The sequence below is a fragment of the Paenibacillus diazotrophicus genome (assembly GCF_042610465.1).
Map to the genome: position 1 here is coordinate 141,301 of NZ_JBGJZN010000006.1, position 13,999 is coordinate 155,299.

The following is a 13,999-nucleotide window of genomic DNA, read 5'->3' on the forward strand; positions in this document are numbered from 1 at the left end:
TTGAAACGGATGAAATTACGTTGGACTATGCATATCATCCTGTTGTTGTTTCTGCTGTCTACCGGCTGTGAAGGCCGGGGCAATCCGCAGGTTGTGCCTTCAACATCTCCGGCGGGAAGCGAGAGTCCGTCTGAATTGTCCGGTACGATCGTAATGCTGACGAACCGGATCGATCTAATTGAGAATGGGACGTTCAAAGGTTACGCCGATAAGTTCAAAAAGAAATATCCGGAGGCTAAGGTGGAATTTGAGGGTTTGTCCAATTATGCCACGGACATTTTGGTCCGTCTTTCCACTAAGGACGCGGGCGATGTGCTGCTGCTTCCCGTGAATCTGCCGGCGAAAGAGCTGGGACTTTTTTTTGAACCGCTAACCGCGGAATTGGCTGCACAGGAGAAGTTCACAACCTTCGCCACGTATGATGGCAAAAGATACGGGTTATCTACCGGGACCACTACGAGCGGGATTGTCTACAATAAGCAGGCTTTTAAAAAAGCAGGGATTGAGAAGGTACCGCAAACGCTTGATGAATTCTATGCAGCCAGCGCCAAGCTGAAGCAGGCAGGCATTATCCCGCTATACATGAATTATGGTGCCGTCTGGCCGCTGCGGGATTGGGGCGACAACCTGGTTAATTATATGTCAGGCAATCCTGATTACTTGAACAATATGGTGCACGAGAACAATCCTTGGAAGATCGGGAATGAATGGGGGCGGGCGCTTGAGATTTCCAGGACCCTGCTGGCCAAAGGATATGTGGAGGATCAGCTTTTCTCGAACAACTGGGAGATCTCTAAGACCATGCTGGCCAAAGGGGAAGCAGGTATGTATTTTCAGGGCAACTGGACGATCCGCCAGATTATAGATGCCGGAGCGAAGACTGAGGATATTGGATTTTTCCCGTTCCCTTATGATAATCAACCGGTTCACAATGCCCTGCTGAATCCCGATTGGTTCATAGGAGTCAGCAAATACAGCGATAACAAGGAACTTGCAATGGCCTGGGTGAAGTTTTTTGTACAAGAAACATCCTATACGACCAACTCGGGATTTCTGCCCGCTAATAGCTCGGAGGAGCCCTCCATGCCGCAATACAGTGAGTTTCTCTCCTATCATCCCAAGTTGATTGAGGCAACTGTACAATCTGACGCCTTTATTGACATGTCGAACCGGGCGAAGCTGTCCTTTTGGTCAGGAGATTATATGCAGGAGTTAATTGCAGCACCGGATTTACAGAAGGCTTTTGATGAACTCAATAAGAAATGGAAAGAAGCACGGGCAGGCCAGCAGGCTTCTCCCGGGCCGCAGGCAGCAGCTGTGCAATCAAGATAATCTGGAGGAATTTCCTATGGCAAAAAAAGTGACCATGCAAAAAATCGCCGATCACCTCGGTGTATCCAAGTTCGTAGTCTCCAAATCGCTCTCGGGCAAAGGCGGCGTTAATGAGACCACCCGGGAGCGGGTTATTCAAGCCGCGTCTCAGCTGGGGTATTTTACCCAGAAGAATGCTTATGTGCAAAATGTGAAACGTCCGTCTCCGGCATCCGGCAATGAGCGGGGCAAGCAATCTGTGCTCGTACTGATGCCGAATATCCGGGCGCAGACCCAGGATTCCCTCTATTGGGGGAAAATCATCGATGGTATCGCACTGGCTCTCGATCAGGAAGGGCTGGGCATGGTTATTGTCTCGGAGCACCGCGCCGATAACTTCATCAACATTCTTAATCCGAACGGTCTGCTCGGTCTGGTGGGGGTAGGGCAGATTTCCACTTCACTTCTGCTTGAGGTGCACCGCATCGGTCTACCGATGGTGCTTATTGATCATGAAGACCCGCTTATTCCCAGCGATACCGTATTCGCCAACAACATTGATTCCATGACGCGTCTTAGCAACCATCTGATGGGCATTGGACATACTCTGTTTCATTTTGTCGGCAATATCCGGTATTCCCGGAGCTTCCGTGACCGCTGGATCGGCGTCCGCAGTGCCCTTGAAGAGAATGATATGAGAACACCAGCCGGTGACGACGAGATGCTGCTGCTGGAGGGTATGGATGACGGCTCGTTCCGTGATGAATTCAAGCTCTGGATGACGAAACGCAAAAAAGCCAAAACCCTGCCGACCGCTCTTATCTGTGCCAACGACTTCACGGCACTGACCGTCTGTGATGTGCTGAGGGAAGACGGGATGGCAATCCCGGGTGACATTTCAGTCACGGGTTTTGATAATATCGAGGATGCTCTTCGCGGTGTTCCGCCACTGACAACGGTGCATGTGCCAAAGGAAGCTATGGGCCGGGCTGCAGTAGAGAAGCTGCTAAGCCGTATCCATAACCCTTCAGCTCCTCTGGAGAAAATTCTGATCTCCGCCGATATTGTCCACCGGGATTCGGTGGCGGGACCTCGGGAGTAGGAGGCGTTCAGTGTTCATAGACCCTACAATGCACAAGGATTGGATTGTACCGCATTCGTTCCAGTGGTATGCCGGGCTGGGTAGTCTCACTGGGAAATACGCTTATCCCTGGAATTCGACGATTATGGGACCGGATGCGGAGCAGATGTTTGCACAGGAGGTGGCCGGACTGGTTCCGGGCAAAAAAGTGCTCGATGTCGGTTGCGGCCATGGCGATTTTACGATCATGTGGAGCCCTGTGGTGCAGCACATCGTTGGGCTTGATGTCACTGCTGATTTCATACATACCGCGAGCAGTACTGCCCTTTCCAATGTGTCCTTTGTTACGGCTAACACCAAACATAGGCTCCCTTTTGAGCAGGATGAGTTCGATTGTGCATATAACCGTAAAGGACCCACATCCGCATACCCTGAGCTCACCAGAATTATTAGAAAAGGGGGACAGATCATCGCTCTCCACCCCGGCGACCGGTTGTCTCCTGAATTGTCATTGCTGTTTCCCGGGGCTGTTTGGCTCACGGCAGGAAGGCACTCCAGTGCTGGACAAGATCAAGCAGCAGCTTGATACAAGCGGATTTGCTGCGGCTGAAATCGAGACGGTCGTCAGTACACAGTATCTGCATGAGCCGATAGATATCGTACGCCTTCGCTGCTTCGGGCAAACGTCTGCAGTCCATGAAATGGTTATGGAGAGCAGTCTGCCTGAGATCAGTCGGATCTTCGCTCACCATCAGACTGCCCAAGGCCTGCCGACTACGGTAGAACATTATATTGTTAGGGCTACGGTATAGAATGGTCGATGGCTGAGGACATCTGCTCAAGGATATGATTCTTGCGAGCTATTCTTTAAAATCAAAGGCGGCCCCAGTGGATATCACTAGGGCCGCCTTTGATTCTGCTTACTCTCTATAAAAGAACTTGATAAGGTACATTAAGGGTGAAGTAACGGAGGGGAAGTTTGGAACTGGAGGAGCGACAGCGACCGCCTTTGTCTGCGGATTTCAACCGTGATACACGGTAAATAATCAAGAAATCTGCGGACAACAGCGGCCGGAAGTCCAAACATTCCCCGTAGTCACGTTTAACACAGGAAATTCTATGCTAGGCTTTCAGGTTCATTTTAATATTCCGGTCAATCATTGCAATCCGCTGCTGCACGCATGCATAAGAGCGGAGCGGATCTTCAGGTGTATTCAGTACATAATCCAGCATTTGGTCAACCGTAGTAGTAGCTACGTGGATGCGGGTATCGGAGGATGCGTAATAAATGTAGATATCCCCGTTATCCCGTGCGATCACGCCATTGCAGAATACAACGTTGGATACATCGCCAACGCGCTCTTCACCATCAGGAGCGATGAAATGTCCGCCTGGTGCATGCGTAACTTTATTGGGCTCTTCCAGATCGGATAGGAAGGCATACAGCACGTAGCGCAGTCCTGCGGCGGTGTTGCGGACACCGTGGGCAATATGCAGCCAGCCGCGTGGTGTTTTGATTGGCGCCGGGCCTTGGCCGTTCTTCACTTCTTTGATGGTGTGGTAATAACGCTGATCCATAATGGATTCACTCGTAATTACTGCGTTCTCGATAGTCTCCGATAATCCCCAGCCAATACCGCCGCCTGAACCTGCGTCGATGAATCCATCCTGCGGACGGGTGTAGAAGGCGTATTTGCCGTCCACAAATTCCGGATGCAGCACTACATTGCGCTGCTGAGCGGAGCCGGTCTTCAGGTCAGCTAGACGTTCCCAGGTCTTCAGATCCTTCGTCCGGGTAATACCGCATTGGGCAACTGCGCTGGACAAATCGCCGTGAGGAGCATCCGGGTCTTTGCGTTCGGTGCAGAACAAGCCGTAAATCCATCCGTCCGCATGTTTCACGAGGCGCATGTCGTAGACATTGATGTCCGGATCTTCCGTTTCAGGCAGCACCACGGGGTGATCCCAGAAGCGGAAGCCGTCCACGCCGCTGTCACTCTCGGCTACAGCGAAGAAGGATTTGCGGTCATTGCCTTCGACACGGGCAACGATATAGAACTTCCCGTTCAGCTCAATGGCTCCAGGATTGAAGATACCATTAACCCCGATTCTTTCTGCGAAATACGGGTTAGTCTCCGGATTGAAGTCGTAGCGCCAGATCAGCGGTGCGTGTTCAGCAGTGAGCAAAGGATACTTGTAGCGGTCATAGATGCCGTTACCATAGGGAACCTTTTCATTTTTGCGGCCAATCAGGGCCTCATAACGCTCCGTGAGCTTCTGTTTGCGTTCTTGAAAGTTTGTGTTCATTATTTTGTCTCCTTTAGAGTAGATGTCAAGCTAAGCCGTTCAATCATCTCAAAACAGGCTCTGCTGTTATGATAAGGACATTTCCAGGCACTGACCTTGGGTGCGTGTGGCAGAGGCTGCAGCGCTTCGTTAATCCCCCAATACCATTCGCCAAGTTGGTGGTCAACCAAATATTTGTCAGTGAAAGCCCAAGCGTTCTCGGCAGCTTGCAGGAACCGTGGATCTTGGGTCAGTTGATATGCATTATAAAAGCCTACAATGGCTTCAGCCTGCGGCCACCAGTCTCTGGACTCCTCAGACTTATCAATAAATCCGTTCTTGTCTGCTTCATTCCAGATTCCGCCATCCTCGGCAATGCCCTCGGCAAGCACGGCATCGGCCATAGAAATGGCCACCTTGCGCACGCGCTGAATCAGCTCTTCATCTCCCAGCACCTCTGCGGCTTCGACCAGCAGCCAACTGCCTTCGATGTCATGGCCAAATGATATGCTCTCGGATTTCACATGCCACTCTTCGTCCAGGAATAGGTGGAAATGCTTGCCGTCCGCATCGATGATATGCTCAAGCATAGTTTCAATCAGTTCGGTCAGCTTGAGCTTCAGCTCTTCCGATTTCCATACCCGGTACAGGCCGGTATAGCCTTCCAGCACATGCAGATGGGTATTCATGGACTTTTTCTCGTTCATATCTTTCGAGCTGAGACTGAGATTGTCTGTCATTTGCCATTCACGGGACAATGCTTCAATATAGCCTTTATAAATAGGATCATAGCCGTATTTCTCTACGATATGGAACAGATCAATCGCCTGCTGCAGCGCATCAGCGCGCCCTGTGGCATGATGAAATTCAGCAAGTGCGTATATGGCAAAAGAATGGCCATAGATTTGCTTTTTCGGCTGGGAGGGTACTCCATATGCATCCACCATCCAGAACAAACCGCCGTATTCTTGATCCAAGAAATGCCGGTTCAAATAGTCGAAGGCACGTTCAGCCATCTTTAAATACTCAGCTGTGCCATAGAAGCGGTAAGCGCTCGCAAACGTCCATAGAATCCGCGCATTGAGCACAAGACTTTTCTCGGCACCTTCAATCACATTCATCTGGTTGTCGATCTCTCCGACAAAGCCGCCATTCGCTTCATCCAGGGTGTGCTCCATCCAGAAGCGTAAAATATTGTCCTTCAGTTCATCCTCCAGCTCTTTCAGCCATACTTGAGTTGAATTATTCATCGGTTGTTCACTCCTTAATCGCAGTAGTCTTGGAACCGTAGTACTTCTTAATGACATCTGCTGCAGATTTCCCGTACATGCAGTAGTCATCGTTCTCTGCTGCGGCGTCCAGTGAATACAGTCGTGCCGGCCAATCCCAGAGCATAAAGCCCTGAACCCATTCCCGGCGCTCGCAGCTGCGGAACATGGCCTCATAAAAGCGCTTTTGTTCCTCTTCGCTCGGTTCGCCCTTCAGCGACCAGTCGTTTGGAATCGCGGCACTTCCGGTGCGGCTGGGGCAGCCTGCTTCCATGAAGAAGAAGGGCTTGCCATATCGCTTCACCACCGCCTCAATCCGGTCCAGCTGTGCTTCCCAGTCCAGCTCGGGGTAATAGCCGCTGGAAGATATCACATCCAGGGCATCCCACCAGGTCACATTGTCCTCTTGATATTTGTCGCAATTATAGGTAAGAACTCCGCTGTACACTGTGCGTACTTCTGCAATCAAGGCCCGCCACTCTGCGGCCCGTCTGTCAGACATCACGAGCTCGCAGCCGATGCAGAACATCTCGCAACCGCTTTCTTCTGCGATCGCGGCAAAATGCATAATAAAGGCAGTATAAGAGCTGAACCATTCCGACCATTTGGGCTCGCAGGGAACATCCCTGTCAAAAAAATTGATGTGCGCGCGCCAAGTACCGTCTGCACAATTCACAATCGGTTTCAGGCATACCTTCAGACCAAGCGACTTTGCCTTGTGGATCGCCCATAGAACCTCATCGTCAGTAACTGTGGGTTTCTCCCAATAAGGAATTTCCGTAGATTGCGGAGTGGCTTGAATTGCACTGAAAGCGATGGCTGTCCAGTTCGCTCCGGTGACCGATTTCATAAGCTCCATTGAAGCTTCAGCCTCTTGATTTGCCCAGGTCCCGCGCCTGCCCATGAAACCCCAGGTAACGCCTCCGACATATTCATTCTGCAGTGACATCTCAGCTACCTCGCTTTGTCAGAATAGTAGGAATAAAGGGATCGAAACATTTGAATATTTTGTTATATTGTTATTGTAAATTTGTTATTAAATAATAACAACAATACAATTCAGTTATAACCCTTTTCGGTTATGATTTCAAGGATAAAATGGGCAAAGTAAACTTAAGACTATAAAAGTACATTTGAGCACATATGCGAAGTGATAAATGAGGCTTATAATTGATAATGATACCGCAATCATTTGTGGCAGCAACGAACTGGAGGCGATTGGTGGTGATCAGGGTCATGATTGCGGACGATGAGGAAGTAATTCGCCGTGGGCTTGAGAAGATTACTTCCAGAATGGATTTGGAAGTTGAAGTTATCGGTTCCCATGGTAATGGGCTGGAGGCGTGGAATCAGATCCGGGAGCTTAGCCAGGAGGATATAGACCTTCTAATTACAGATATTAAGATGCCTAGAATGGATGGTTTCAAGCTGATCGAAGAGGTTAGAGGGCATCTGAAGCATCTCCCTATAGCGGTATTAAGCGGGTTCAGTGAATTCGAATATGCCCGTCGGGCCATGCGTCACGGAGTGCTTGATTATTTGCTTAAGCCTATTGAGAAAACACAGCTATACGATTTGCTAAAAAGTGTGGAAGAGAACAAGAAAATTCATTCTATAGAAGCAGAACTGAAGGGTGCACCTCCTCTGGCCCCCGAGGGTGGGGAACATTATGTGGTTGAACAGACCAAAAGCATTCTGGAGAAGGAATATGGTCATAACTTTGAACTGGAGCGACTGGCAGAGACCGTGGGGATGAACGCGAGCTATATCAGCCGGTTGTTCAAATACAAGACAGGTCAGACCATAACAGATTACCTGATAGGCATCCGTATCGCCAAGGCCAAGGAGCTGCTGCTCGGTCAGCCTGATTTGAAAAACTACGAAATTGCCGAAAAGGTTGGTTACAGTGATCCGGTTTATTTCAACAAGCTGTTCAAAAAAATGTGCGGCATGACGCCAAAGGATTACAAGAGCCGCTGCAGATGATAAATAAATAGATTTATATGAAGGCAGATTCCGTGCAATGGGGAGTTTGCCTTTTTATATATATGTAGATAACAAATGGGAAATATAAAAAACAAAAATAACAAATTGAAGACCAGAAAAAGCAATTGAAACCATCGTTTTGCGGTTGGAAACGATTTATAATGTGTTTGTAAGCGATAACATCACCACTTTTCATACGAAATAGAGGATCAATAGATTTTCCTGGAATATAATCGTTGATTTGTGATGAATGTTGTTAGCGTTTAGTTATTATTGGTTTTGAGGTTCGAAATGAAGAAAGGGGTCAAAAGACAATGAAGACAACCAAAGCAGTTACTAGTCTGGCAGCATTGACATTAATGGCGGGTTTGTTCGCAGGCTGTTCATCGAACAACAATACTACGGACAATGCCGCAGCAACCAATGCAGGCAACACCGGAACCAATACTGAGGCAACAGCGGCTCCAGAAGGTGACGCAGCCAAGGATATCAAAGGAGATATCACGGTAATCACGCAAAGAACGGATATTGTTGATACCGTATTCAAAGATTATGCAGCCAAATTTAATGAGAAGTATCCGAATGTCAAAGTAAACTTCGAAGCACTGTCCAGCTATGAAGATCAGATTAAGATCCGTATGAGCACAAATGATTACGGCGATGTTCTGCTGCTGCCTACAAGTGTCGCTATTAAAGACCTGCCGGACTTTTTTGAACCGCTGGGTAAAATGTCCGATCTGGAGAAGCAATATACCGGGCTGGAAGAACGTACTGTTGACGGTATTTCTTACGGTATTCCGATTACGGTTAACTTCTCCGGTGTCATCTACAACAAACAAGTATTCAAGGATGCCGGAATTACTGAGGTTCCAAGAACTTTTGACCAGTTCTCTGCTGCTCTGAAGAGTATCAAGGACAAGACGGATGCAGTTCCTCTCTACACGAACTATGCTGCCGGTTGGACTCTGACCCAGTGGGAAGCGGATCTGGCTACCGTAGCCGGCGATCGTGATTATGTGAATATCGGCCAAGTGGCATCGGATGATAACTTCGTTCAAGGCCAGCCGCACTACGACTTGTACAAAGTTATGTATGACGCTGCCAAGAATGGTCTGATTGAAGAAGATCCTACGACTACAGACTGGGAATCTTCCAAGGCTGACCTGGCTAACGGTAAAATCGGTACTATGATGCTTGGATCTTGGGCTATCGGCCAGATCAAAGGGCTGGCAACCAACCCTGACGATGTAGGCTTCATGCCTTTCCCGACCAACGCAGACAAGATTCTGGTTCCGCTCTCAGATGACTACAATCTGGGTATCAGCATTCACAGTAAAAACAAAGAGGCAGCTAGAGCCTGGGTAGACTGGTTCATCAACGAATCCGGCTATCCTACCACTGAAGGTGGCGGTATGAGCCCAGTTAAAGGTGCTGAGCTTCCGGAAATCCTGAAACAATTTGATGGCACTGATGTAACCTTTGATACGCTTGCCCCTGCAAAAGCCGGTGAAGAGGGCTGGGTTGATGCCATCGACAAAGAAGCTGAAATCGGCCTCTGGCAGCCTGACTTCAAGAAAGTGATTATCGAAGCGGCAATTGGCAACAGAAAAGATTCCTATGATGACATTATGAAAGACCTGAATGATAAATGGAAAGCTGCAAGAGCCAAAGTAACGGCAGCTAAGTAAGTATGGTATTAGCGCAGCAGTGAAGAAAGATTGCAGAGAACGGGGAGATGCCAAAGCGGCATTTTCCCCTTCACTTTTGCGAGTATGGAGAAGGATTTGGAGTGATAAGCAGTCTTCTTAGGAGGTGTGGAGAGATTGTCCAACTTAAGTTATAAAAATCAGCGGATATTGATCATATTTTTATTCTCACTAGTACCGGTAGTTCTGTTGCTGACGTTCTCATATTTGCCTGTATTCAAAATGTTCCAATACAGCTTCACAAGCTGGAATGGTCTAAGCAAAGACATGGAGTATATCGGCTTTGATAACTACAAGACGATTTTTACCAAACCGGAGTATTTTGCCGTGTTCAAGGTAAGCTTGTATTATTTCTTTGCCACCTTCGTCCAAATGGGGCTGGCGCTGTATTTTGCCACGATCCTAAGCTTTAATGTCCGTATGAAGAACTGGTTCAAAGGAATCCTGTTCTTTCCGACACTCTTGAATGGTGTGGCCATTGGATTTATTTTTCTGTTTTTCTTCAAGCCGGAAGGCACCCTGAATACCATCCTTGATCTCGTTGGACTTGGAGCCTGGCAGCAGAAGTGGCTGCTGAATCCCCATCTGATCAATATCTCCCTCGCCTTTGCATCGGTATGGAGATACATGGGGATGAACTTTATCATCTTCCTTGGAGCGATTTCCTCCATCGGCAGTGATATATATGAAGCTTCGGAAATTGACGGGGCCAACCGCTGGCACCAGTTCCGGCACATTATTATTCCAAGCATCAAACGTATTCTGCAGCTCAATCTGATCCTCGCGGTAAGCGGAGCGATCGGTGTATTCGAAATTCCGTATGTCATGACCGGCGGTTCCAATGGCAGCGGCACATTTGTCATCCAGACCGTCGATGTGGCCTTCAAATACAGTAAGCTGGGTCTTGCTTCGGCCATGGCCGTAGTGCTCCTGGGTATTGTTGTTCTTGTCACCATTCTGCAGCGTGTTCTGATTAAGGAGGAGAAGTAAGAACTATGCATACTCTAAAATACAACGTAGCCTCTTTCTTCAAATACCTCACTTTGATTTTGGGAGCGCTGATGGCCCTGATTCCGATCGTTGTCGTCTTTTTTGCTTCATTGAAAACGAATAAAGAATATGCATCAACAGGTCCGCTGACCCTGCCGGAAAACTGGCTGAATTTCGCCAACTATACCAAAGCTTTTGTGGACGGGAATATGCTCCTAGGCTTCTTGAATACTCTTATTATTGTAGTCATATCTATTGCCGGTGCTACACTTACCGGTTCGATGATGGCATACATTCTGGCGAGGTTCCGGTTCAGAGGCAGCAAGCTGCTGATGGGTGCTTTTCTGCTCGCAACGCTGATTCCCGGAGTTACGACTCAAGTAGCCACCTTCCAGATCATCAACTCGCTGGATTTGTTCAACACCCGCTGGGCACCGATTCTGATGTACCTGGGTACGGATATTATCGCCGTCTATATATTCATGCAATTCCTGGACTCTATTTCTGAATCACTCGATGAGTCTGCAATGCTGGACGGAGCCTCGTACTGGACGATTTACTGGAGAATTATTCTTCCGCTGCTGAGCCCGGCCATTGTAACTGTGATTATTGTAAAGGGCGTGAACATCTACAATGACTTCTACACCCCTTTCCTGTATATGCCAAAAAGCAGCCTGCAGGTGGTATCCACCGCGCTGTTCAAATTCAAAGGCCCGTATGGTTCACAGTGGGAGGTTATCTGCGCCGCCATTATGATCGCTATTATTCCTACCCTGATCGCTTTCATAGCTTTGCAGAAGTATATTTACAACGGTTTTGCCCAAGGGTCGGTAAAATAAAGCCTGTACAGGCTATTGGAGGGAATTTACATTATGAAAGAAGTTAAATTGATTGCAAGTCAGAATATTCCGAATATACCCTGGCAGGACAGACCGGCTGGCAATGACAATCCGGTATGGAGACACAGTGATAACCCGGTGATCAAACGCAATCCCGCTAAAGGGGTAGCCCGTATTTTCAACAGTGCGGTTATTGCCTATGAAGGAAGTTTTCTGGGCGTATTCCGTGTAGAAGACAACACCACCCGTCCTCATCTGCGTATGGGCCACAGTGCAGACGGGCTGGATTGGAAAATCGATGATGCTCCGATTCAATTTACCGACGAAGCAGGCAATCCGTATATGCCTCGTTATGCCTATGATCCCCGTCTCGTTAAGGTCGAAGACACTTATTACATCATCTGGTGCACAGATTTCTACGGAGCTGCGATCGGCGTGGCCAAAACCCAGGATTTCAAGACCTTCACCAGCCTGGAAAATCCGTTCCTGCCGTTCAACCGCAATGGCGTGCTGTTCCCTAAAAAAATCAACGGCAACTTCGTGATGCTGTCCCGTCCGAGCGACAGCGGCCATACGCCTTTCGGTGATGTATTCCTTAGCGAAAGCCCTGACTTTGTATATTGGGGCAAACACCGCCATGTCATGACTAAAGGTGGACAGGGCTGGTGGCAGAGCACCAAAATCGGCGGCGGCCCAGCACCGATCGAGACTTCAGAAGGCTGGCTGATGTTCTATCACGGCGTTACCGGAACCTGCAACGGTCTCGTATACAGCATGGGTGCTGTCATCTTGGACACGGAGGAGCCATCCAAGGTCAAATACCGCTCCAAGAACTTCGTGCTTACACCGGAAGAATGGTACGAAGAAAGAGGTTTCGTGAACAACGTGCTCTTCCCTTGCGCCACCCTGAATGATGCTGAAACCGGCCGTATTGCCATTTACTATGGCGCAGCTGACACCTATGTAGGTGTTGCCTACACCACGGTTGAAGAAATCGTCAACTATGTGATCGACACTCATGAGGAAGTCGGCGACGACGCTGGTTTGGGCAAGATCTAAACATTGCCTTTGCAGCTACGCCTTTGCAGCCAGTGGCGGCCACCTCTGTGGCCGCCACGTTGCTGCACGATCCAAAAACCCATGCTTAATGGGTTTTTCATTTTGTTTTGATCTAAGGTTTAGGTCTTAAAGTTTTGCTCTTAAAGTTTTGCACTTAAAGGTTAGATCCGATTTATTGGATTTAACTTGTTCTTGCAAACCCTGTGGTCGAGAGGGGGGGGAGTGGGGAGTAACGGAGGGGAATGTTGAGTGGAGAAGCGGAGCGTTCGCCTGAAAGCTTTCCGAAGGAAAGCTCGCTTCGAAAGCATATGCAGTTCTCGGATTTCTACCGCCTAGCGGTACAAATCAGGAAATCCGGGAACAACAGCGATCGGAACCAACATTCCCCGCAGTTACGCCGTACACTCCCCCACCCCCCCACTCACTTTTTGCCAACACAATTCAATCCAACCCTAAGGAGGATTTCTTATGACATCCGAAAGATCCCTGCCCCAACTAAAAGCCTACGAAGGCTCCAGCCCGAAGCCTGCTGATTTCGATTCATTCTGGGATCGTGCCCTGGCTGACCTCGATGCCCAGACTCTGGATTATGAACTGGTGCCTGCGGAATTCACCAGTGAGCTGGCGGAGTGTTTTCATCTGTATTTTACCGGAGTAGGCGGTGCCAAAGTGCACTGCAAATATGTGAGACCCAAAAAGACGGAGCAGGCGAAAGGGCCTGGTGTGGTTATGTTCCACGGCTATTCTTGCGATAGCGGTGATTGGATGGAGAAGGTCACCTATGCGGCGCATGGCATCAGTGTACTTGCTATGGATTGCCGCGGACAGGGCGGCTTGTCCGAAGACAACCTTACGGTTCAGGGTACAACAATCCGCGGCCACATCATCCGTGGGATCGATGATCCGAATCCGGACAAGCTGTATTACCGGAACGTATTTCTGGATACCGCTCAATCGGCACGGATTCTGATGAATATGCCGGAAGTAGACCCGGAGCGGGTGGGCGCATTCGGCCTGTCCCAAGGCGGCGGGCTTACCGTAGCCTGTGCTGCCCTTGAACCGAGGATTAAGCTGGCCGTGCCGGTCTATCCATTCCTTTCCGATTACAAACGGGCATGGGAGCTGGATATTACAACTTCCGCTTATGAGGAAATTAATTATTATTTCCGCTTTTTTGATCCGCATCATGAGCGGGAGGAAGAGGTTTTTAACCGTCTCGGATACATCGACATTCAGAATCTGGCAGACCGGATCCGGGCTAAAGTGCTATGGGTAACCGGACTGGTGGATACAATCTGTCCACCTTCGACACAATTTGCCGCATACAATAAAATCACAGCAGCAAAAGATCTATTAGTATATCATGAATACGGTCATGAGTATCTTCCATATCTTTCTGATCGGACGTTACAGACCTTCATGACCTTGTAACGGGAAACCGTACAAGAATATTGTAGATCTGGCGGTGATTTT

At 48.8% G+C, this 13,999-nt stretch carries 13 protein-coding genes; 10 read left to right on the forward strand and 3 right to left on the reverse strand.

Going from position 1 to position 13,999, the window contains the following annotated elements; translation table 11 throughout:
• The first annotated feature begins 9 nt into the window (after positions 1 to 9).
• From ACAN54_RS21595 to ACAN54_RS21610, 4 genes are read left to right on the forward strand one after another with little or no spacing between them, the layout of a single operon-like run.
• Positions 10 to 1,332 carry an ABC transporter substrate-binding protein gene (locus ACAN54_RS21595; protein ID WP_379160919.1) on the forward strand — a complete coding sequence of 441 codons (1,323 nt, stop codon included), beginning with the start codon at positions 10 to 12 and terminating at the stop codon, positions 1,330 to 1,332.
• A gap of 16 nt (positions 1,333 to 1,348) precedes the next feature.
• A complete protein-coding gene (locus ACAN54_RS21600; protein ID WP_379160257.1) occupies positions 1,349 to 2,413 on the forward strand; it encodes a LacI family DNA-binding transcriptional regulator in 1,065 nt (354 codons plus the stop codon).
• Between the two features lie 10 nt (positions 2,414 to 2,423).
• Positions 2,424 to 2,978 (forward strand): class I SAM-dependent methyltransferase, encoded by a 555-nt coding sequence (locus ACAN54_RS21605; protein ID WP_379160260.1) that lies wholly within the window; start codon positions 2,424 to 2,426, stop codon positions 2,976 to 2,978.
• The gene (locus tag ACAN54_RS21610; protein ID WP_379160263.1) at positions 2,950 to 3,204 is read left to right on the forward strand and encodes a hypothetical protein; all 255 of its coding nucleotides are present in this window, start codon (positions 2,950 to 2,952) and stop codon (positions 3,202 to 3,204) included. The genes ACAN54_RS21605 and ACAN54_RS21610 overlap by 29 nt, the downstream gene beginning before the upstream one ends.
• A 310-nt stretch (positions 3,205 to 3,514) precedes the next feature.
• Here the strand turns inward: ACAN54_RS21610 and ACAN54_RS21615 are convergent, their stop codons facing one another.
• Genes ACAN54_RS21615 through ACAN54_RS21625 form a run of 3 tightly spaced genes read right to left on the reverse strand, consistent with a single transcriptional unit; the run spans position 3,515 to position 6,895 of the window.
• On the reverse strand, positions 3,515 to 4,699 hold the full coding sequence (locus ACAN54_RS21615; protein WP_379160266.1) for a glycoside hydrolase family 130 protein: 1,185 nt from the start codon (positions 4,697 to 4,699) through the stop codon (positions 3,515 to 3,517).
• A complete protein-coding gene (locus ACAN54_RS21620) occupies positions 4,699 to 5,928 on the reverse strand; it encodes an AGE family epimerase/isomerase (protein WP_379160269.1) in 1,230 nt (409 codons plus the stop codon). Before ACAN54_RS21620 ends, ACAN54_RS21615 begins: the two co-directional genes overlap by 1 nt.
• Before the next feature lie 7 nt (positions 5,929 to 5,935).
• Complete coding sequence (locus tag ACAN54_RS21625) at positions 5,936 to 6,895, reverse strand: glycoside hydrolase family 113 (RefSeq protein WP_379160272.1); 960 nt, start codon at positions 6,893 to 6,895, stop codon at positions 5,936 to 5,938.
• A gap of 227 nt (positions 6,896 to 7,122) precedes the next feature.
• Here ACAN54_RS21625 and ACAN54_RS21630 point away from each other — a divergent pair, with 227 nt between their 5' ends.
• The 6 genes from ACAN54_RS21630 to ACAN54_RS21655 all read left to right on the forward strand — a co-directional run bounded on the left by ACAN54_RS21630 (position 7,123) and on the right by ACAN54_RS21655 (position 13,957).
• The gene (locus ACAN54_RS21630) at positions 7,123 to 7,932 is read left to right on the forward strand and encodes a response regulator transcription factor (protein ID WP_379160275.1); all 810 of its coding nucleotides are present in this window, start codon (positions 7,123 to 7,125) and stop codon (positions 7,930 to 7,932) included.
• Positions 7,933 to 8,246: 314 nt separating this feature from the next.
• Positions 8,247 to 9,620 (forward strand): extracellular solute-binding protein, encoded by a 1,374-nt coding sequence (locus ACAN54_RS21635; RefSeq protein ID WP_379160278.1) that lies wholly within the window; start codon positions 8,247 to 8,249, stop codon positions 9,618 to 9,620.
• Between the two features lie 126 nt (positions 9,621 to 9,746).
• Positions 9,747 to 10,628, forward strand: a complete 882-nt coding sequence (locus tag ACAN54_RS21640; protein ID WP_379160281.1) for a carbohydrate ABC transporter permease — start codon at positions 9,747 to 9,749, stop codon at positions 10,626 to 10,628.
• Positions 10,629 to 10,633: 5 nt separating this feature from the next.
• Positions 10,634 to 11,467, forward strand: coding sequence for a carbohydrate ABC transporter permease (locus ACAN54_RS21645; protein ID WP_379160284.1), 834 nt, complete (start codon positions 10,634 to 10,636; stop codon positions 11,465 to 11,467).
• Between the two features lie 33 nt (positions 11,468 to 11,500).
• Entirely contained in the window at positions 11,501 to 12,526 is a 1,026-nt protein-coding gene (locus tag ACAN54_RS21650) for a glycoside hydrolase family 130 protein (RefSeq protein WP_379160288.1), read from the forward strand.
• Positions 12,527 to 12,994: 468 nt separating this feature from the next.
• The gene (locus tag ACAN54_RS21655) at positions 12,995 to 13,957 is read left to right on the forward strand and encodes an acetylxylan esterase (RefSeq protein WP_379160291.1); all 963 of its coding nucleotides are present in this window, start codon (positions 12,995 to 12,997) and stop codon (positions 13,955 to 13,957) included.
• Positions 13,958 to 13,999: the final 42 nt, after the last annotated feature.

What these genes read in the sequence shown, in the direction of transcription:
- ACAN54_RS21595 (WP_379160919.1), top strand. Translation starts at nt 10, where the DNA reads ATGAAATTACGTTGGACTATGCATATCATCCTGTTGTTGTTTCTGCTG.
- ACAN54_RS21600 (WP_379160257.1), top strand. Translation starts at nt 1,349, where the DNA reads ATGGCAAAAAAAGTGACCATGCAAAAAATCGCCGATCACCTCGGTGTA.
- ACAN54_RS21615 (WP_379160266.1), bottom strand. Translation starts at nt 4,699, where the DNA reads ATGAACACAAACTTTCAAGAACGCAAACAGAAGCTCACGGAGCGTTAT.
- ACAN54_RS21620 (WP_379160269.1), bottom strand. Translation starts at nt 5,928, where the DNA reads ATGAATAATTCAACTCAAGTATGGCTGAAAGAGCTGGAGGATGAACTG.
- ACAN54_RS21625 (WP_379160272.1), bottom strand. Translation starts at nt 6,895, where the DNA reads ATGTCACTGCAGAATGAATATGTCGGAGGCGTTACCTGGGGTTTCATG.
- ACAN54_RS21630 (WP_379160275.1), top strand. Translation starts at nt 7,123, where the DNA reads ATGATACCGCAATCATTTGTGGCAGCAACGAACTGGAGGCGATTGGTG.
- ACAN54_RS21635 (WP_379160278.1), top strand. Translation starts at nt 8,247, where the DNA reads ATGAAGACAACCAAAGCAGTTACTAGTCTGGCAGCATTGACATTAATG.
- ACAN54_RS21645 (WP_379160284.1), top strand. Translation starts at nt 10,634, where the DNA reads ATGCATACTCTAAAATACAACGTAGCCTCTTTCTTCAAATACCTCACT.
- ACAN54_RS21650 (WP_379160288.1), top strand. Translation starts at nt 11,501, where the DNA reads ATGAAAGAAGTTAAATTGATTGCAAGTCAGAATATTCCGAATATACCC.
- ACAN54_RS21655 (WP_379160291.1), top strand. Translation starts at nt 12,995, where the DNA reads ATGACATCCGAAAGATCCCTGCCCCAACTAAAAGCCTACGAAGGCTCC.